We start from the raw sequence: 21,037 nt of genomic DNA, 5'->3' as shown, positions 1-21,037 counted from the left end.
TTTTAAAGGAGGAACTAGATTGGACGAACGTAAAGCGGCATTAGATATGGCTCTTAAACAAATTGAAAAGCAATTTGGTAAAGGGTCTGTTATGAAATTAGGAGAACAGGCAGACCGCAAAATTTCTACATCTTCAAGCGGCTCTTTAGCACTTGATACAGCACTTGGAGTTGGTGGTTACCCTAGAGGTCGTGTCATTGAAATATATGGACCAGAAAGTTCTGGTAAAACTACTGTAGCACTACATTCTATCGCAGAGGTACAAGCAAATGGAGGTCAAGCAGCATTTATTGATGCTGAACATGCTCTCGATCCTGTCTATGCTTCTAAACTTGGCGTTAATATCGACGAATTGTTACTTTCTCAACCAGATACTGGTGAACAAGCTTTAGAAATTGCAGAAGCACTTGTACGAAGTGGCGCAATTGATATTATTGTTATAGACTCTGTAGCAGCTCTTGTACCAAAAGCTGAAATCGAAGGCGAAATGGGCGACTCACATGTTGGTCTTCAAGCACGCTTAATGTCACAGGCATTACGTAAATTATCTGGTATTATTAATAAGTCTAATACTATTGCAATCTTCATCAACCAAATTCGTGAAAAAATTGGCGTTATGTTCGGTAATCCTGAAACAACACCAGGTGGACGTGCACTTAAATTCTATTCATCAGTCCGTTTAGAAGTACGCCGAGCAGAAACGATTAAACAAGGTAATGATATGGTCGGTAACCGTACTAAAATCAAAGTTGTGAAAAACAAAGTAGCACCGCCGTTTAAAACAGCAGAAGTTGATATCATGTATGGTGAAGGGATTTCAAAAGAAGGAGAAATTATCGATATCGGTGTTGAAAAAGATATTGTTCAAAAAAGTGGTTCTTGGTATGCCTATGAAGATGAACGCCTAGGTCAAGGACGTGAAAATGCAAAACAATTCCTAAAAGAAAACCCTGAAATTAGTGATGAAATTGCTCAAAAAATTCGTGTTGCTTCAGGCATTGCTGCAGATGAGTACGATGTACCAGAAGAAAGTGAAGAAAATCCAACACTATTTGAAGAAGAATAGTTTCGTTCTAAAGGCCCCTTCAAGGAATTTTGAAGGGGTCTATTATATATATCCAAAAACTGTGAATCCTTGACAGGTCTATTTATCAACTATACAATTAACTTGTATTATTTCTAAATTGAAATGAAATTTTGGCACTATATTGAATAATCAATATAAAGCCGACTGAAACAGAATATGAAAACAGCAAGAGGAGGTGTTCGAATGATGGAAATCATCATCTCCACTGTGCTTGGACTCATCGTCGGTGCCGTTGTTATCTATTTCGTCATGAAAAAAGTGAACGATTCAAAAGTGACAGGTGCAAAGAATTCTGCAGAACTTATTATTGAAGAAGGTAAAAGAGAAGCGGAAGCTCTTAAGAAAGAAGCACTACTTGAAGCAAAAGATGAAACTCACAAACTTCGAACTGAAGCGGAAAATGACATCCGTGAACGCCGGTCTGAGCTTATGAAACAAGAGAACCGGTTATTGCAAAGAGAAGAAAATCTTGATCGCAAGGATGACGCTCTGAATAAGAGAGAATCAGGATTAGAGCGTAAAGAAGAGGCTCTATCTGAGAGACAACAGCATATTGTACAGATGGAAAGCAAAGTGGAAGAACTTGTTGCCAAACAACAATCCGAAATTGAACGCATTTCAGCATTAACCCGCGAAGAAGCAAAAGCAATCATCTTAAAACAAGTAGAAAACGAATTATCAACTGATATTGCAGTTATGACCAAAGAAGCTGAAACACGTGCTAAAGAGGATGCTGACAAAAAGGCACGAGAAATTTTATCACTTGCCATTCAACGCTTTGCAGCAGACCACGTTGCAGAAACGACTGTATCTGTCGTTAACTTACCAAACGATGAGATGAAAGGCCGTATTATTGGACGTGAAGGTCGCAACATCCGAACACTTGAAACATTAACGGGTATCGATTTAATTATCGACGATACTCCAGAAGCAGTGATCTTATCTGGCTTTGATCCAATTCGTCGTGAAACTGCTCGTCTAGCACTAGAAAAGCTAGTGCAAGATGGCCGTATTCACCCAGCTCGTATTGAAGAAATGGTAGAAAAATCACGTCGTGAAGTGGATGAGCAAATTCGTGAAACGGGTGAGCAAACAACATTTGAAGTAGGAATTCATAATTTACATCCAGATTTAATGAAAATTCTTGGTCGTATGAAATATCGTACTAGCTACGGTCAAAATGTCTTAAAGCACTCTGTAGAGGTAGCTCATTTGGCAGGCTTACTTGCATCTGAGCTGGGAGAAGACGTTATTTTAGCAAAACGAGCAGGCTTACTTCATGATATCGGTAAAGCAATTGACCATGAAGTAGAAGGAAGCCATGTTGAGATTGGTGTAGAACTAGCAACTAAATACAATGAGCATCCTGTCGTAATTAACAGTATTGCATCGCATCATGGCGATACAGAACCAACATCTGTAATTGCAGTATTAGTGGCAGCTGCTGATGCTTTATCTGCAGCAAGACCAGGTGCACGTAGTGAAACTTTAGAAAATTATATTCGCCGTCTTGAAAAACTGGAAGAAATTTCTGAGTCATATGAAGGCGTAGAAAAATCATTTGCAATTCAAGCAGGTCGCGAAATTCGTATAATTGTACGTCCGGATCAAATTGATGATTTAGCTTCACATCGTTTAGCGCGTGATATTCGTAAACAAATTGAGGATGAACTTGATTATCCAGGACATATTAAAGTAACCGTAATTCGTGAAACTCGTGCTGTTGAATATGCAAAATAGTTTTTATCTATTAAAATGTATTATATAGGGAGTAATCCTCTTAATAATTTAATTGACAAAAGGCTTCTTAGAACTTCGGTTGAGAAGCCTTTTTTAATGGGAATGGGTGTAGAAAATGAAAGTATTATTTATCGGAGATATCGTAGGAGACATAGGGTTAGATGCAGTTGAATCTTATTTACCACGATTAAAAAGAAAATATAATGTTGATATCGTCATTGCGAATGGAGAAAATGCAGCTGCTGGTAGAGGTATTACAAAACGTATTTATCAAGATTTACTCATGATGGGTGTTGATGTGATTACAATGGGAAACCATACATGGGATCAAAAAGAAATCTTTGACTTTATCGATGATGCAGAATACTTAATTCGTCCAGCAAACTTTTCAGATGAAGCACCAGGCAAAGGAATGGTTGCCGTTACAAAAGGGGGACAAACGATTTCTGTAATAAATTTACATGGTCGTACCTTCTTACCGCCACATGGTGATCCATTTGCAAAGGCAACAGAACTAGTTGCAGAAGCACAAAAAGTATCTCCTCTTGTGTTTGTAGATTTTCATGCAGAAACGACTAGTGAAAAAATTGCTTTGGGATGGCATTTAGATGGCAAAGCATCGGCTGTTGTTGGGACACATACACACGTACAAACAGCAGATGCACGTATCTTCCCAGGAGGTACGGCATTTATATCAGATGTAGGCATGACTGGTCCGTATGATGAAGTACTTGGAATGAAAAAAGAAAGCGTACTTTATCGTTTTAAAACAAATATGCCAGCTCGTTTTGAAGTTCCAAAACAAGGTAGAGAAGTATTTAGTGGCTTTTTTGTAGAGCTAGATGACAAATCAGGTAAAGCGAAAAACTTTGAAAGAATTTATATAAATGCAGATTATCCTTTCGTACCTTAATTTAGTCTATCTCTTGCATATCGTGCATACAATGTTCCATGGACAATCAAAATGTCCCTGATTTTTCAAACTAAGGGAGGAATAGTTGTGGATTCATTGAAAGTATCGTCTCGCTCCAACCCAAATTCTGTAGCAGGTGCATTAGTGGCAGTGATTAGAGAGCAAGGATATGCAGAGATGCAAGCAGTAGGGGCAGGTGCACTCAATCAAGCTGTAAAAGCGATCGCGATTGCGAGAGGTTTTGTAGCGCCGAGTGGTACAGATTTAACTTGTTCACCAGCGTTTACAGATATACTAATAGCTGGTGAAGATCGAACAGCTTTAAAATTACTCGTTGAAAAGCGAGGAAGATAAGAATAAAAGCTAGCGCCCGCAGCTGGATAAGATATAAAAGCGAAGGACGCACGTTCAGCTTTAAGTAAGAAAGATAGCCTAAGAACGCCACGATGTGTGGAAGATAGCGACGACTATAGGGTTCATAGCATATATACCATCGAGTGGCTGGCGTGTACAACTAGATAGATAAAAAAATACCGGACATATCCGGTATTTTTTTATGTTTTTGAATGAAAATAAACATTAAATGAACGCTTACCACTACAATTTTATGAATTATCTTTTCCGTCAAAGGTCTGATTTTCAGTGAAATCGTCTAATAACAATAGTTTCATACGCATGTTCATGATAAAATTATGAAGTATAAAAAGCTTAGACGTTAATATATATTAAGGAGATGTTGATAAATGTTACATCAGCTTTCATGGAAAGTCGGTGGGCAACAGGGGGAAGGTATTGAAAGTACCGGAGAAATTTTCTCAACTGCGATGAACCGCTTAGGCTACCATTTATATGGATATCGCCACTTCTCTTCCCGTATTAAAGGTGGCCACACGAATAATAAAATTAACGTACGTACGTCAACTGTACATACGATTCCAGATGATCTAGATATATTGGTTGCATTTGACCAAGAAACAATCGAGGTTAACTATAAAGAATTAACAACTGAAGGAGTAATTTTAGCGGATGCTAAATTTAAACCTGAAAAACCAGAAGATTGCCAAGCTGAATTATATGTAGTTCCATTTACAGAAATTGCTACTGAACTTGGTACGTCACTTATGAAAAACATGGTTGCAATTGGTGCAACTGCTGCACTTATGAACCTTAATGATGAAGTATTCCAAAGTGTTGTCAATGAAATCTTCGGCCGTAAAGGTGAAGCTGTTGTACAAAAGAATATGGAAGCAATCGCTAAAGGTCATGAAATGATGGATGAATTGCTAAAAGATCAAGTTGGTAAATTCGAACTTGAACCTGGAGATGGCAAACATCGTTTATTCATGATTGGTAACGAAGCTATGGCACTTGGCGCACTTGCAGCAGGTTCTCGTATAATGAGTGCGTACCCAATTACACCAGCATCAGAAATTATGGAATACTTAATTAAAAAATTACCTAAATTTGGTGGTACTGTTATTCAAACAGAAGATGAAATTGCAGCTGCTACAATGGCTATTGGTGCAAGCTACGGTGGCGCACGTGCATTCACAGCATCAGCAGGTCCTGGTCTTTCACTTATGATGGAGGCACTTGGTCTTGCAGGTATGACAGAAACACCTTTTGTTGTCGTTGATACACAACGTGGTGGCCCATCTACAGGTCTTCCAACAAAACAAGAACAATCAGATTTAATGGCTATGCTTTACGGAACTCATGGAGAAATTCCAAAAGTAGTCATTGCGCCATCAACTGGTGAAGAAGCATTCTACGATATGATTCAAGCATTCAATATTGCAGATGAGTTACAATTACCAGTTATCGTACTGTCAGATTTACAATTATCACTTGGTAAACAAACTGTTGAACCATTTGACTACTCTAAGATTACAATTAACCGTGGTAAATTAAATATGGATGAACTTCCAGAAATCGAAGATAAACAATACTTTAAACGTTATGCAGTAACAGAAGATGGTATTTCTACACGAGTGGTCCCAGGTCAAAAATACGGTATTCACCATGTAACTGGTGTTGAACATAACGAAGAAGGAAAACCTTCTGAAGCAGCAGGCAACCGTAAGACTCAAATGGACAAACGTTTCCGTAAATTACAACATGTACATTTTGATACACCAGTATTTACGGATGCACCTAACGAAGAAGCCGATGTATTGCTTGTAGGTTTTGGTTCAACAAAAGGTGCATTAGAAGAAATCCGTCCAATGTTAGATGCAGAAGGCGTTAAAACAAACCATGCGCATATTCGTTTAATTCACCCATTCCCAGTTGAAGAAATGAAGTCATTAATCGATCATGCGAAAAAAGTGATTGTTGTCGAAAATAATGCGACAGGTCAATTAGCTAATATTATGAAATTAAACATGGGTTACCATGATAAAATTGTAAACTTAACAAAATATGACGGTACACCATTCTTACCAATGGAATTACTTGACCGTGTAAAGGAGTTGCTAACAGATGGTAACATTTAAGGATTTTCGTAACACTGTAAAACCTAACTGGTGCCCAGGATGTGGTGACTTTTCAGTGCAAGCTGCCATTCAACGTGCTGCAGCAAACCTTGAAATCGAACCACATGAACTTGCGGTAGTTTCAGGTATTGGTTGTTCAGGTCGTTTATCAGGTTATATTAACTCATATGGCTTACATGGTATTCATGGACGTGCATTACCAATTGCTCAAGGTTTAAAAATGGCTAATCGTGATTTAAATGTCATCGCTACAGGTGGTGACGGAGATGGTTTTGCAATAGGTATGGGCCATACAATCCACTCAATCCGTCGTAATATTGATATCACTTATGTTGTCATGGATAACCAAATCTATGGTTTAACAAAAGGTCAAACTTCACCACGCTCTGCTGCTGGTTTTGTTACAAAATCAACACCAGGTGGCGCAATTGAACCATCATTAAAACCGTTAGAAGTCGCTCTATCTTCAGGTGCTACTTTTGTTGCTCAAAGTTTCTCAACAGACTTAAAAGAATTAACAGCGATTATTGAAGCAGGTATGAAACATAAAGGTTTTTCATTTATCAATGTATTTAGCCCATGTGTGACATATAACAAAGTTAACACATATGATTGGTTCAAAGAACACATTACAAAACTATCAAGTATAGAAGGGTACGATTCAACTAATCGTGCTGAAGCGATGAAAACTGTAATGGAACATGAAGGTCTAGTAACAGGTATTATCTATCAAAACGATGATGAACCTTCATATCAAGAAAAAATTATTGGCTACAATGAAGAACCACTTAACAAAGCAGACATAATGATCAAAGAAGAAGAATTAAATGAACTGATGAAAGAGTTTATATAATTTCAAGTTCTTTTAAATTTACTTTTTATAAAGGTAAAATCGCTCATTCCAAACGAATGGGCGATTTTTTTAACTATCATTTTCCACTAATATAAAATCAATTATTATGTCTAATAAAAGACATTTCAAACTCATATCTTGTAGGAATAGACTATCATTCAGTATAATAGGTAAATGGGTACTCGAACGAAAGGAGAATACCGATGAATGAAGAACAACGACTTGCTAGTCAGCAAGTAAAAACTACTAAATCTACCACTGTAAAAACAGAAAAAGACTATAGCAAATATTTTCAATCTGACTATAAAGCGCCATCTTTAAAAGACGCGAAGAAACGTGGGAAAGAAGACGTACAATACCACAATGACTTTAAGATTGATGAAGAATTCATGGGTATGGGAACAGGTCGCAAATTTTTAATACGCACATATGGTTGCCAAATGAACGAACATGATACAGAAGTTATGTCTGGTATTTTCATCCAATTAGGATATGAGCCAACAGAAGATGTTGAGGAAGCTAATGTAATTTTAATGAATACATGTGCTATTCGTGAAAATGCAGAAAATCGCGTATTTGGTGAACTTGGTCACTTAAAACCCTTAAAACAAAAAAATCCAGATTTACTAATTGGTGTTTGTGGCTGTATGTCACAAGAAGAAGCAGTTGTAAAGAAAATATTAAAAACGTATGATCAAGTAGATATGATTTTTGGTACACATAATATTCATCGTTTACCAGAAGTTTTAAATGAAGCATATCTATCAAAAGAAATGGTTGTTGAAGTATGGTCTAAGGAAGGCGATGTCATTGAAAACCTTCCTAAAGTACGAAAAGGAAATACAAAAGCATGGGTTAATATTATGTATGGTTGTGATAAGTTCTGCACGTACTGTATTGTTCCATATACACGTGGGAAAGAACGTAGCCGTTTACCAGAGGATATTATCCAAGAAGTTCGTAGTTTAGCAGCACAGGGCTATAAAGAGGTCACGTTACTTGGTCAAAACGTCAATGCATACGGTAAAGACTTTGATGACCGAAACTATCGATTAGGAGATTTAATGGACGAATTACGTAAAATAGATATTCCTCGTATTCGATTCACGACCAGTCATCCTAGAGATTTTGATGATCATCTAATTGAAGTACTTGCGAAAAAAGGAAATCTAGTAGAACATATTCACTTACCAGTACAATCAGGTTCTAGTGATATGTTGAAGATTATGGCACGTAAGTATACACGTGAAAGCTATTTAGAATTAGTACGTAAAATTCGTACAGCTATACCAGATGTAGCACTTACTACAGATATTATTGTAGGATTCCCAAATGAAACAGAAGAACAATTTGAGGAAACGATTTCCCTATATAAAGAAGTAGGTTTTGAAATGGCGTATACTTATGTTTATTCTCCCCGCGAAGGTACACCTGCAGCGAAAATGAAAGATAATGTACCATTAGAAGTGAAAAAAGATCGACTACAACGTTTAAATGAGGTTGTAAACGAATATTGTGGCGAGGCTTTAAAGAAATACGATGGTCAAATTGTCGAAGTATTAGTAGAAGGCGAAAGTAAAAGAAATCCAAATGTGTTGGCTGGTTATACAAGAAAAAATAAACTCGTTAACTTCGTAGCACCAAAAGAAGTCATTGGAAAACTTGTAAAAGTAAAAGTGACAGAAGCAAAAACGTGGTCATTACAAGGTGAATTGATCGAAGTGGTATCGAGTCAAGAGGTGAATGCAGGATGACAGAATTATTTACTAAAGACGATATTATCGCAAAAGCACGTGAAATCGCACACATGATTGCTAATACAGAGGAAGTCGATTTCTTTAAACGTGCTGAAGCACAGATTAATGAAAATCAATTTGTCCGTGAAAAAATTGCAAGCTTAAAAAGCTTACAAAAACAAGCTGTAAACTTCCAATATTATGGTAAAGAAAAAGCCTTGAATTTAATTGAAGAAAAAATTGCAAAAATCGAAGAAGAAATCGATGCAATACCTATTGTTGAAGAATTCAAGCAATCACAAGTCGATGTTAATGACTTATTACAACTTGTTTCTAATGCAATTGCTAATAATGTGACAGATGAAATTGTTGAATCTACAGGTGGCGACGTATTACGTGGCGAAACAGGTTCGAAAGTTCGTAACTCACAACCAGGAAGCTGTTCATAAACATATAAAGAAAAAGGATGTCTAATAAGTGGTTTTCTACACTTATTAGACATCCCTTTTTTTATTTTTGTTATAATCGCTAGCCCTTCTCTGTTCATAAGACTTGAACTAGAAAACTATTTTTCCTGCGATTACTAATCGCAAAAAATCATCAGTCACACGACTTGGCTTTCTAAAGTATCTTCCTAAAAACGCACTCTAGGTTGATATCTGAAAGGATGATTTCGATTCGAGCCCTCCACGGTTTCTCTGGGCTAAACGTGCGTGTGTGTTCTGTTTTTTTCTGTGAAAGCGTCATATTAAGTAAATACTAGAAATGCCGAATTATTGAATTGTTTATTTAGAAAAAATTCGTATTTTTATACTAGAAAAGCATTTATAAAATTGATTCTTATGAATAAGATTTTTTATTAAAGAATTAGGCACCCACTAGGCAAAAGCCGCATATGATGTGGTGAACGGAAGCAAAGGAGGAATCATGCTGAAACAGTTACGTCATATTGTGACAAAAGCAGTGATTGCAAAGGGCAAAAAAAGAACGGAGTGTAGTGAAACTTTACGTCCACCAAATAGTCCATCAAGTATTTTAGGTTGTTGGGTGATCAATCATACTTATCAAGCAAAGAAAAATGGAAAGTTCGTAGAAGTAACAGGTAAGTATGATATTAATGTATGGTACGCATACAACAATCATTCCAAAACTGCAGTATTTTCTGAATCAGTTCCATATCGTGAACGGATCAAACTACATTATCGTGATGAAGAACCAACAGGTAAAGAAGAGGTGCATATACGCGTTTTACAGCAGCCAAATTGTATTGAAGCGGTTATTGGACCAGATGGTGAACATTTTATTATCACCATCGAAAGAGAATTATTAGCGGAAGTTGTAGGAGAAACAACGATCTGCATTAATATCCATCCTATAGATTTTGAAGAAGAATGGGATTTTGAAGATGAAAGCTCATCATCAAGTTCATCATCAGATAGATCCAGCTCTTCCAGCTCAACATCTGCATCAAATGTATCAAGTAATTTAGAGTCATCCTCATTCCGTAAGTAAGCAAAAAAAGTCGGTAGCTTCATTACACCGACTTTTTTTATATGGTCTGTATATTTTTAGGGCTTAAAAAGTAAGACTGTTCAATAACAGTAATAAATGGATGAATTTTTTTTCTGAAGTGTTATTGATTTAAGAAATTTTTTTCCGTATAATAAGGCTAATGAAAATGCTTACATTTAATGTGAAGCGAATATTTGGGACATGGGGGATAGAATATGGACGCATACTTATTAATTATCACATTATTAGCAATAGTTATTGTTATAGTCGGTGTATCAGTTTTTAAATGGCATGCATTTATCAGTCTACTAGTTGCTAGTCTTTTCCTTGCTATTTTCACTGGTATGAACTTAGATGAAATTGTGAAAGCGTACGAAACAGGTGTTGGCGGTACACTTGGACACTTAATTGGAATTATCGCACTTGGTGCAATTTTGGGGAAAATGCTTGCAGAATCTGGTGCAGGTTTAAGAATTGCCAATTTCTTTATCAAAGTATTCGGTGAAAAAAAATTACCATGGGCAATGTTCTTTTCTGGATTTGTAATTGGGATTCCAGTGTTCTTCGAAGTTGGGATATTAATTTTACTTCCACTTGTGATTTCAATTCAAAAAGCTTCTAAGAAAAATATCTTATTGATTGCATTACCAGCAATCGCAGGATTATCGATTGTACATGGTTTAGTTCCACCGCATCCTGGTGCAGTTGCTGCAATTGGAATTTACAATGCTAATTTAGGTAAAGTACTTCTTTATTCATTAATTATTGCAATTCCTACTGGTATTATTGGTGGACCACTTTTTGCAAAATATATTAGCAAACGAGTTATACCTGAGGCTGAGCCTGAATTCGTGCATGTAGAAGATAAAGCAGAAAATCAAATGCCTGGTACATTTATTTCATTCTTCTCAATTTTACTTCCTGTTATTTTAATGGTTCTTGGTACAATGGCTCCCTATATGCATGTTGGAAAAACGCTTGAAGGTGCGTTTGCATTTATCGGAAGTCCGTTAATTGCGTTACTTATTTCAGTATTCTCAGCATATTATTTCCTTGGTTTCAGACTTGGACAAAACAAAAAAGCAATTAAGAAATTAACAGAAGATTGCTTAGTACCTGTTGGTTCGATTGTTTTGATTATTGGTGCTGGTGGTGGATTTAAACAAATTCTTATTGACAGTGGTGTTGGCGACACAATCGGTCACCTAGCGCAAAACTTCTCTGTATCACCTTTAGTATTAGCATTTGTAATTGCAGGGTTGATTCGAATTGCGACAGGTTCTGCAACAGTTGCACTTACAACTGCTGCAGGCATTGTATCACCTATAATTGCGAACATGCCTGGTGTTAACTTAGAACTTCTCGTAATCGTAACAGGTGCTGGATCCTTAATGTTCTCACATGTTAATGATGCTGGTTTCTGGATGGTAAAAGAATATTTAGGTTTATCTATTAAAGAAACTTTTAAGACGTGGACAGCTTTAGAAACAATACTTTCATTCGTGGCGTTTGCGTGTGCATTAATACTTAACGCATTTGTTTAATAGTTAATGAGGATTTTTGGAAGAGATGGAGAAGATTTTGTTTGAACCACAAAGTCTTCTCCATTTTCTCATATTCGAGTTTGTGAAATGGCATGACGCATTTTTTCAAGTGCATGATTTGCATCATCTTTATGTTTTACCATTGTATTGACGTATAGTGCATCGATTATACTTAGTTGCCCAATTCTTGAAGATAAAGCTTCAGAGCGATATTCGGTTTCTTCAGAGCTTGTATAAAGAGCGACATCTGCTAATTGACCAATTGGTGATTTAGGGAAGCCGGTTATGGCAATCATAGAAGCACCATGTTCTTTAGCAGTCTTTGAAATTTGAAGAGTATCTCGATTACGTCCTGAATGCGAGATGACTACAGCTAAATCATCTGTTGACAATTGTGAAGCGGACATCAGTTGAAAATGGGAATCGACAAAAGCGAAGCATTTAACACCTGTTCGTACGAATTTATGATAGGCATCCATTGCAATTACGGCAGAACCACCAGTACCATAAAAATAAATATGCTTCGCTTTATTCATGAGCATTACTGCTCTTTTAATGGATCCTTCGTCTAAAATATGCATTGTATTTTCAAGTGTTCGAATATTTGATTTGAATATTTTTTGAAAGATCGTTTTTTCATCATCACTCTCTGAGATTTCTTCGTGAAATTGCTGGATTGGTGTAATTACTTCAGATGCTAATGCAATCTTCATCGCTTGATATCCTTTAAAACCTAAGCGCTTACAAAAACGAAAAACAGTTGCATCCGCAATATTTAAATCAGCAGAAACCTCGTTAATGGTTTTATTAATAATATGAGATGGATCTTCTTGAATATAGTCTGCAATTTTCTTTTCCTTTTCGCTTAAACGAGGATAAAGAGAACTTATTTTCTTAATAGTATTTTGTGTCATAAACGAGTTCCTTTCAAATAATAATAGTACCTGTAGTATAGCATAATCAGATAAAAGAAAATTTTTTTCTCTATTTTTATTTAATATAGAAATAATTTTTAGTATAATGAAATCACGAATATCGAATAATAACGAAAAAGGAGCGCTATAGATGAATATCGGTTTAATTGGTTTAGGGAAAATGGGGTATAACCTTGGTTTAAATTTAATGGAACATAAACATACAGTATTTGCTTTTGATGTGAATACGGAAGCTTCAAAAAATTTCACAGTTGAAGGTGGTAAAACTTTTTCTTCATTACAAGAAATGGTTAATGCACTTCCTAAACCACGTGTTATTTGGATGATGGTACCTGCTGGTGATATTACAATTAATACTATAAATCAGTTAAAAGGTATTCTTGATGCAGGTGATATCTTAATTGATGGCGGTAACTCACATTATAAAGAAGCTATTCAAATTTCTGAAGACTTGCAACAAAAAGGAATTTTCTTCATGGATATCGGTACAAGTGGTGGTACATCAGGTGCATTAAATGGTGCTTGTATGATGATTGGTGGGGAAGAACAAGCATTTAAAGTGATCGAACCATTTATCCAAGATATCTGTGTAGATAAAGGTTATTTATATGCCGGAAAATCAGGTAGTGGGCATTTCTTGAAAATGATTCATAATGGCATTGAATATGGTATGATGCAAGCTATTGCAGAAGGCTTCGAAGTATTAGAAAAAAGCCCATATGATTACGATTATGAAAAAGTTGCAGAAATGTGGAATCACGGCTCTGTTATTCGTTCTTGGTTAATGGAATTAACACAAAATGCATTTTCTAAAGATCCAAAACTAGATGAAATTAGAGGCATTATGCATTCGTCTGGTGAAGGTAAATGGACAGTTGAGACTGCCCTTGAATTAAAAGCACCAGTTCCTGTTACAACACTTTCACTAATGATGCGTTATCGTTCTTTAGAAGAAGATACATTTACAGGGAAAGTAGTCGCAGCACTTCGCAATGAATTTGGCGGACATGCTGTTGAAAAGAAATAAATAAGTTCTAAATATTGAATAGGTCAGTTATCATTTCGTATGATAACTGGCTTTTTGTTTTGTAAAAATGATAGTTTATAAATGCTTCTAAAATAAAAACATTCAAAAGCTTTTGTCTCCCAACACATGCATGAATAATTTTATAGTCTAATATTAAATGCAGGGTATGCCATCAAAATATCTAATGATCCATTACGGTGCCTTCACTCGACACAAAAATTATTTCTCTGTGAGGTCTCAGCATCCAGTTTTTTGGCATAAGTATCGGGGCATACACCGCCACTTTATTTACATGAAAATGTAGTGGATTTTTCCATTTATAGATATAATGGCAATTAATATAGGAGAATTAATAAAGCAGTTTTAGCTAGTGGTAACTTATCGTGAAGCAATCTTGGAAGACCAAGTATCATCCTATAATTCGGATAATAATTAATTTTCCGGTATTTACTCAGTATTTACTCAGTATGCCGCTCCAGATGGCGCTTTCGTGCTAAGCGATCGTTGAGCCTCCTCGGAAGCCTTTGCTCCTGCGGTTACTCGTCGCAGTTAAAAGATTGCTCCAGCATTGCTACGCTAGCTTCGTCGCAGAAAATTCTTTTTGTGGGGCAAAAAGAATTTTCACTGCGGGGTCTCACCTGTCTCGCTTTCCCGTAGGACATTGAATAAACTTCACTGAATTAACATCGCACGAAGGAAATGCGAATGCATTTTCGAGGACTCGCCATCTTCCGCTTCATAGAACAATGTTCTAATAGATATGGCATATAACAATGGCACATTTAACGTTCTTGTTTTTATTAAATCTTTAAATTATGAAATTGATTCATCAATAAAATATAAAATCTTTGGAGGAATACATTATGCAAATTAGGCCTAAACGAAACTTACTTTCATGGATGGACAGCTATGTACCAGAGAAAGATTTATATTTCTTTTCAACTGAGCAACTTAATAAAGGATTTGACTTTACAGATGTTTTGTTAATGCCTATAAATGAGTTTTATAATCACAGTACATATGGACAAGTAGAGTATGTGAATGCTTATGAATATTGGAATGTCAAAAATGCAAATTATGTTGTCATAGCACAAAAAGAATGGATTGAAACAATATCTGAAGAGCAAAGACAATTCATATTAAAAGTTCAAGTGCAGTTAGAAAGAGGACTTGTGATTCCAATTTCATTTGTTCATCAGTTGGATAATATTCCAACAAGTTTTGTTATCAATGAACATATTGTAATTCAGCGAACTATGTGGGAAAATCTTTCACAAACTTGTAAAGAAGATATACTTACAACCATGATTTATGAATGGTGGGATAAAGGTGAAGCTGTTACATCTCCCGAATGGTTGCCTGAATTTTTAGAGCCTTTTGCAAATACATTTGGTCATGTACAAGGCGCAAACTGTTTAGCCGCTGTTGTGTATGCCCTTACTAAGGGGAAACAACCGTGGTTTATCAATGAATGGATTCATCAAGAAACGTTTCTTGGAAAATTAGCGCACTATCATTACAAGGAATGTTTAAGTGATGAGCTTCAACCCGAAGATCTTATCGTCTGGGTAGATGAAAATAGCATTATTCAACATGCAGCATATCATTTAGGCGAAGATTTATTTTTTAATAAGCATGGACAAACAATTTTTAATCCATGGAAAATTCTATCAAAAGAACAACTTAATAAGGAATGGGAACATTTAAAACTTGTGAAATATCGTAAAAAAAGTTAAGGACTTTGTGGAATTAAATATAAAACTAATAAACGTCTTTATTATTGGAAAGAGGAAGGGAGCGTTTCAATGTACTTTATTCAAATGTCAGGTTTTCCTGGATCAGGAAAATCAACTTTAGCAAAAGCAATTGCTAGTAATGAAAATATGATTATTGTAGATCATGATATTGTAAAATCGGCATTAATAAATTCTATAGCAGAAAAAGCTATTGATTTTCAGATTACAGGACAAATTGCGTACGAAGTTGATTGGGCGTTAATTGAATTTTATTTATCTCAAGGGCGGAGTGTGATTTTAGATAGCCCATGTCTTTATGAAGAGCAAGTTGAGAAAGGAGTAGAATTAGCATTAAGATTTAATGTGAAATATAAATATATTGAGTGTTACATAGATGACTATAATTTAATCAATGATCGACTAGCTAAAAGAGAGAGACTCATAAGTCAAATTCCTCAAATACATTCCAAAGAAGCATTTGAATATACGATTCAAAATGGTGAAAAACCTGAAAATTTAGAAATATTGAAAATTGACACTAATCAAACTTTATCAAATTATTTTCCATTAGTAATAGAATATATATTGAAATAATCATTTTATCAGAATCAATTTCATAATGGAAATTTCATTTAAAATATACGAGCATTTAATGATGTCCAATTTTGTTCATTGTGGAGCGAAAGACGGCGACTCCTACGGGAAAAGGTTGAGCTGAAAGCCCCGCAGGAACGTAGTGACGAGGAGATTGAAGCCAAGCCCGTGGAAAGCGCCGTCTGTAGCGTAACATCCAAATCTGAATATGGAAAAGTAAATATGTTGAAATTATAGTATTTAAAACGGAAAATGGATTTATGAAATTGACTCATTAAGATAAAAAAATCACCAAAAAAGAGCAACACTACTGATGAAAGTAGTTTTGCTCTTAGTTTTTTAAGAAACATAAATGACTTTTATTTTACCCGTTTTTCCTGGAATTTAGTTATATCATGATATTCTTGCTCAAGTAATCGAGAAATACGTATATAGATGGGAATCAGTTCCACATAAACGTCTACATTTTCTGGAATTGGTTTATGAACATGAGTTGAGCCGACCCATTCTGAAACAATAGAGAAGTCTTCAATTTCACCTAATGCATACATACCAAGAACAATTGCTCCAAGACATGAGCTTTCAAAGCTTTCAGGTACTGAAACTTCTTGATTGAAAATATCTGCCATCATTTGGCGCCATAATTCAGAACGTGCAAAACCACCAGTTGCTTGGATTTTCTTTGGAATCCCAATTACTTCTTGTAATGCGATAAAGACCGTATATAAGTTGAAAATAACGCCCTCTAGTACGGCACGGATCATATGCTCTTTTTTATGATGTAATCCTAATCCAAAGAATGATCCACGGGCATTCGCATTCCATAATGGAGCGCGTTCGCCAGCTAAATACGGATGGAATAATAATCCGTCAGAACCAGGATTTACATTCGAGGCGATTTTCGTTAACACATCGTATGCGTCGATTCCTAATCGTTTAGCAGTTTCTACTTCAGAAGCTGCCAATTCATCACGTACCCATCTAAAAGTCATACCGCCATTGTTTACCGGACCACCTACAACCCAATGCTTGTCTGTTAACACATAGCAGAAAATCCGACCTTTTGGATCTGTTACAGGGTGATCTGTTACAGTACGGATAGCACCACTCGTACCGATTGTGACAGCGACAACTCCTGGATCAATTGCGTTGACTCCAAGATTTGAAAGTACCCCATCATTGGCACCGATGACAAATGGGATATGAGAAGGTATACCAATTTCCTCTACAATGTCTTTTTTTAAACCATCAAGATAATAAGTGGTTGGTACCAGCTCAGATAATTGAGCAGCTGTAATACCAGCAACTTCTAAAGCGTTTTCATCCCAATCACGATTTTCGAGATTGAACATACCAGTAGCGGAAGCAATCGAATGGTCTACAATATAGCGATCGAAAAAGTTATGGAATACATATTCTTTCATACTAATAAATTTATATGTTTGACTGAAAATCTCTGGTTTTTCATGGCATAACCAAGTAATTTTACAAAGAGGGGACATAGGATGAATGGGTGTACCTGTACGTCTATAAATTTCATGACCATTCATTTCGTTCTTTATTTTGTCTGCCCAATCGGTTGCACGGGTATCTGCCCAAGTCATGCAGTTTGTTAACGGTTTGCCGTATTTGTCAATTGCAATCACACTATGCATAGCTGCACTGAATGAAACGAGTTTTAAATCATTTACGTCGATACTACTTTTTTTAATCGCAATACGAATAGCTTCTTTCACAGCATGTAGAATTTCATCTGGATTTTGTTCAGCAACATTCGGAGTAGGACTATAGAGTGGATACCCTGCATGATGCATACTAATTACTTGGCCATTGTTGCCAAATAAAACCGCTTTCGTGCAAGTAGTACCAATATCAACGCCTAGATAATAAGATATTTTTGACATTGCGATGGATTCTCCTTTATATAAAAACATCATAAGTTAATGTAATAAATTTTTTTTCTTTTCGAATTATTATATCAGAAAAAATATTTCTTCGCGTTCTATTTTACTGGACTTATAGAATTAAGAAAAGGATAACATCGAAAAAATGAGTTATAAATTTTTTGTCTTTTTTATTTTGCACTGTTTATACAATTAAACAACAAAATAGGTTAGTGGAAATACTTTCTATTATAAGTCAAAAACGATTTTTCGACTTTGATTTGTTATAATAAAGATAAGATATAGGAACACAGGAGAGGTAATAATATGGCTTACACACCTATGATGCAACAATATTTACAAGTAAAAGCAGACTATCAAGATGCTTTTTTATTTTTCCGTTTAGGAGATTTTTATGAAATGTTCTTTGATGATGCATTGAAAGCGTCACAAATTTTAGAAATTACATTAACAAGTAGAGATGCTGGTATGAAAGAACGCATTCCAATGTGTGGCATACCGCATCATTCTGCAAAAAATTATATTGAGACACTTGTTCAAAAAGGATATAAAGTAGCGATATGTGAACAAACTGAGGATCCAAAATTAGCAAAAGGTGTCGTTAAACGTGAAGTCATTCAACTTATTACACCGGGAACGATTATGGAAGGCAAAGCGATTGATGGAAAATCCAATCATTTTATCGCAGCAAGCACAAAATTAAAAGATAATGAATTTGCTTTTAGCTATCTTGATCTATCGACTGGTGAATCCACCACTACATATGTGGAAGGCGATAAAAAAGATTTAATCCAACAACTACAAGCATTTGATATTCGCGAATTAGTGGTGAAAGATGAGTTATTTGCAGAGTTACAAGAATTAGCTGATACCTATTCAATTGTACTTTCGCTTGAAAATGAAGGTATGACTGAAGTAACAAGCCTACAATATTTGAAACAAGCACCAGAAGAATTACACGAAGCAAGTCGCATATTATTACGTTATCTTGAACGTACACAAATGCGCTCGTTATCACATATTCAACCATTTACTTACCATGAAGTGAAAAATTATTTGAATATCGATACAAATTCCAAACGTAATTTAGAGCTAATCCAGTCACTGCGTGGAGGAGATCAAAAAGGCACATTATTATGGCTTTTGGATGAAACAGCGACAGCCATGGGTGGTCGTAAATTAAAACAATGGCTTCACCAACCATTGGCGAGCCGAAAAGCAATCGAAAAACGATTAAGTATCGTAACTGATTTATTGGAAGATTATTTCCTCCGTGCAGAATTACAAGAGCTGTTGAAAAAAGTTTATGATCTAGAACGATTAGCTGGCCGTGTGGCATTTGGCAGTGTAGGTGGTCGTGATCTTGCACAATTACGTGAATCTTTAAGACAAGTACCTGCGATTAAAGATCAGTTAAACAATTCTGGCAAAGAACATTTAGTGCCTCTAGGTCAAACACTTGATTTATGCGAGGATGTTGAAAGCTATTTAAGCAAAGCCATTACAGACCATCCTCCGATTTCTATTAAAGAAGGGGATGTAATACGCGAAGAATTCAATGAAAAACTAGATGAGTTACGTTATGCATCTAGAAACGGAAAAGACTGGATTGCCCAATTAGAGAAAAAAGAACGTGAAGTTACTGGTATTAAAAATTTAAAAATCGGCTATAACCGTGTATTTGGTTACTATATCGAAGTGACGAAATCGAATATTCAATCTGTAGACCTTACTCGTTATGAAAGAAAACAAACATTAGCAAATGCTGAAAGATATATTACAGAAGAATTAAAAGAAAAAGAAGCTATCATTTTAAATGCGGAAGAAGAAAGTTTAGTACTTGAATATCAATTATTCACAGAAATTCGTGAGTACTTAAAACAATTTATTCCACGTCTTCAAGCATTGGCATCTGATATTAGTGAACTAGATGTCTTCACAAGCTTTGCTGTAGTAACAGATAAGTATCATTTTGTAAAACCAACATTCCATGAAGGACGTGCATTGAAAATTGTCAATGGCCGTCATCCAGTTGTTGAAAAAATGATGAATAAACAACTGTACGTACCAAATGACTGTATTTTAAATACCGACCAAAATATGATGCTCATTACAGGACCTAACATGTCAGGGAAAAGTACGTATATGCGTCAAGTTGCCTTAATTACAGTGATGGCGCAAATGGGTTGCTACGTACCAGCCGATGAAGCTGAACTACCAATTACTGATCAAATTTTCACCCGTATCGGAGCGGCAGATGACTTAGCAGGAGGCCAAAGTACCTTTATGGTAGAAATGTTAGAATCTCAACATGCCATTACAAATGCTACTGCTAACAGCTTATTATTATTCGATGAAATTGGACGTGGAACATCTACCTATGATGGCATGGCGTTGGCACAATCCATGATGGAATATATCCATAATAGAATTGGGGCAAACACACTATTCTCTACACACTATCACGAACTTACTACATTAGAAAACGAATTAGAGCGTCTTCAAAATGTTCATGTATCAGCTACGGAACAAGATGGCAAAGTTGTGTTCTTGCATAAAGTAAAGAATGGCCCAGCTGATAAGAGTTACGGTATTCATGTAGCAGAGTTAGCAGAATTACCGAAACCAATCATTGAACGGGCGCGCGTATTGCTTGCTGAGTTTGAAGCAACAGATGTGGAACCAACACTTCGTCATAAAGAAGTAGCTGCAGCAGTTGTAACGGTAGAAGAAGTGCCACAGCAAGAGATGTCAACCGTCCATGAAGAACCAGAAACACAACTATCTCTCTTTGGAGAGGAAGAAACTGTTGTCAAAGAAGTAACAGTACCTGAATTATCAGATGCTGAAAAAGATGTACTTGAAAAATTAAAACGTTTAAATGTATCTGGTACAACACCAATGGATGCATTGCAACTTGTTTATACATTGCAACAATCATTATTACAAAAATAGGGGGTG

General features: G+C 35.9%; 16 protein-coding genes. 14 read left to right on the top strand and 2 right to left on the bottom strand.

Annotation, left to right across the window (positions count from 1 at the left end):
• The first annotated feature begins 19 nt into the window (after window positions 1–19).
• From recA to ACIQ4I_RS05785, 10 genes are all read left to right on the top strand, one after another.
• Window positions 20–1,066, top strand: a complete 1,047-nt coding sequence (recA, locus tag ACIQ4I_RS05830) for a recombinase RecA (protein WP_403093917.1) — start codon at window positions 20–22, stop codon at window positions 1,064–1,066.
• 207 nt (window positions 1,067–1,273) lie between these two features.
• A complete protein-coding gene (rny, locus tag ACIQ4I_RS05825; RefSeq protein ID WP_403095080.1) occupies window positions 1,274–2,827 on the top strand; it encodes a ribonuclease Y in 1,554 nt (517 codons plus the stop codon).
• A gap of 115 nt (window positions 2,828–2,942) precedes the next feature.
• Window positions 2,943–3,740, top strand: coding sequence for a TIGR00282 family metallophosphoesterase (locus tag ACIQ4I_RS05820; protein ID WP_403093914.1), 798 nt, complete (start codon window positions 2,943–2,945; stop codon window positions 3,738–3,740).
• Window positions 3,741–3,827: 87 nt separating this feature from the next.
• Complete coding sequence (locus ACIQ4I_RS05815; protein ID WP_102692595.1) at window positions 3,828–4,094, top strand: stage V sporulation protein S; 267 nt, start codon at window positions 3,828–3,830, stop codon at window positions 4,092–4,094.
• A 389-nt stretch (window positions 4,095–4,483) separates the two neighbouring features.
• A complete protein-coding gene (locus ACIQ4I_RS05810) occupies window positions 4,484–6,235 on the top strand; it encodes a 2-oxoacid:acceptor oxidoreductase subunit alpha (protein ID WP_403093911.1) in 1,752 nt (583 codons plus the stop codon).
• Window positions 6,222–7,088: a 2-oxoacid:ferredoxin oxidoreductase subunit beta gene (locus tag ACIQ4I_RS05805; protein ID WP_403093908.1), complete on the top strand. Its 867-nt coding sequence runs from the start codon at window positions 6,222–6,224 to the stop codon at window positions 7,086–7,088. Before ACIQ4I_RS05810 ends, ACIQ4I_RS05805 begins: the two co-directional genes overlap by 14 nt.
• A gap of 203 nt (window positions 7,089–7,291) precedes the next feature.
• Window positions 7,292–8,842: a tRNA (N6-isopentenyl adenosine(37)-C2)-methylthiotransferase MiaB gene (miaB, locus tag ACIQ4I_RS05800; RefSeq protein ID WP_403093905.1), complete on the top strand. Its 1,551-nt coding sequence runs from the start codon at window positions 7,292–7,294 to the stop codon at window positions 8,840–8,842.
• Window positions 8,839–9,273 (top strand): YlbF/YmcA family competence regulator, encoded by a 435-nt coding sequence (locus tag ACIQ4I_RS05795; RefSeq protein WP_403093903.1) that lies wholly within the window; start codon window positions 8,839–8,841, stop codon window positions 9,271–9,273. Before miaB ends, ACIQ4I_RS05795 begins: the two co-directional genes overlap by 4 nt.
• Before the next feature lie 481 nt (window positions 9,274–9,754).
• Window positions 9,755–10,336, top strand: a complete 582-nt coding sequence (gene cotE / locus ACIQ4I_RS05790) for an outer spore coat protein CotE (protein ID WP_403095077.1) — start codon at window positions 9,755–9,757, stop codon at window positions 10,334–10,336.
• 215 nt (window positions 10,337–10,551) lie between these two features.
• On the top strand, window positions 10,552–11,880 hold the full coding sequence (locus ACIQ4I_RS05785) for a GntT/GntP/DsdX family permease (RefSeq protein ID WP_403093900.1): 1,329 nt from the start codon (window positions 10,552–10,554) through the stop codon (window positions 11,878–11,880).
• A gap of 68 nt (window positions 11,881–11,948) precedes the next feature.
• Here the strand turns inward: ACIQ4I_RS05785 and ACIQ4I_RS05780 are convergent, their stop codons facing one another.
• Window positions 11,949–12,794 (bottom strand): MurR/RpiR family transcriptional regulator, encoded by an 846-nt coding sequence (locus tag ACIQ4I_RS05780; protein WP_403093897.1) that lies wholly within the window; start codon window positions 12,792–12,794, stop codon window positions 11,949–11,951.
• A 151-nt stretch (window positions 12,795–12,945) separates the two neighbouring features.
• Here ACIQ4I_RS05780 and gnd point away from each other — a divergent pair, with 151 nt between their 5' ends.
• The 3 genes from gnd to ACIQ4I_RS05765 all read left to right on the top strand — a co-directional run bounded on the left by gnd (window position 12,946) and on the right by ACIQ4I_RS05765 (window position 16,172).
• The gene (gene gnd, locus ACIQ4I_RS05775; protein WP_403093895.1) at window positions 12,946–13,842 is read left to right on the top strand and encodes a phosphogluconate dehydrogenase (NAD(+)-dependent, decarboxylating); all 897 of its coding nucleotides are present in this window, start codon (window positions 12,946–12,948) and stop codon (window positions 13,840–13,842) included.
• An 863-nt stretch (window positions 13,843–14,705) separates the two neighbouring features.
• Complete coding sequence (locus tag ACIQ4I_RS05770) at window positions 14,706–15,578, top strand: hypothetical protein (protein ID WP_403093892.1); 873 nt, start codon at window positions 14,706–14,708, stop codon at window positions 15,576–15,578.
• Window positions 15,579–15,647: 69 nt separating this feature from the next.
• Complete coding sequence (locus tag ACIQ4I_RS05765) at window positions 15,648–16,172, top strand: P-loop nucleotide/nucleoside kinase family protein (protein ID WP_403093890.1); 525 nt, start codon at window positions 15,648–15,650, stop codon at window positions 16,170–16,172.
• A 359-nt stretch (window positions 16,173–16,531) separates the two neighbouring features.
• Here the strand turns inward: ACIQ4I_RS05765 and gntK are convergent, their stop codons facing one another.
• Window positions 16,532–18,076: a gluconokinase gene (gene gntK, locus ACIQ4I_RS05760; RefSeq protein ID WP_403093887.1), complete on the bottom strand. Its 1,545-nt coding sequence runs from the start codon at window positions 18,074–18,076 to the stop codon at window positions 16,532–16,534.
• A gap of 306 nt (window positions 18,077–18,382) precedes the next feature.
• Here gntK and mutS point away from each other — a divergent pair, with 306 nt between their 5' ends.
• Window positions 18,383–21,031: a DNA mismatch repair protein MutS gene (gene mutS, locus ACIQ4I_RS05755; RefSeq protein WP_403093885.1), complete on the top strand. Its 2,649-nt coding sequence runs from the start codon at window positions 18,383–18,385 to the stop codon at window positions 21,029–21,031.
• The last annotated feature ends 6 nt before the right edge of the window (window positions 21,032–21,037 follow it).

The organism is Rummeliibacillus sp. NPDC094406, from assembly GCF_044763875.1.
GTDB lineage: Bacteria > Bacillota > Bacilli > Bacillales_A > Planococcaceae > Rummeliibacillus.
The sequence above is the reverse complement of the archived record's forward strand: the minus strand, read 5'-3'. Positions and strand labels throughout refer to the sequence as shown.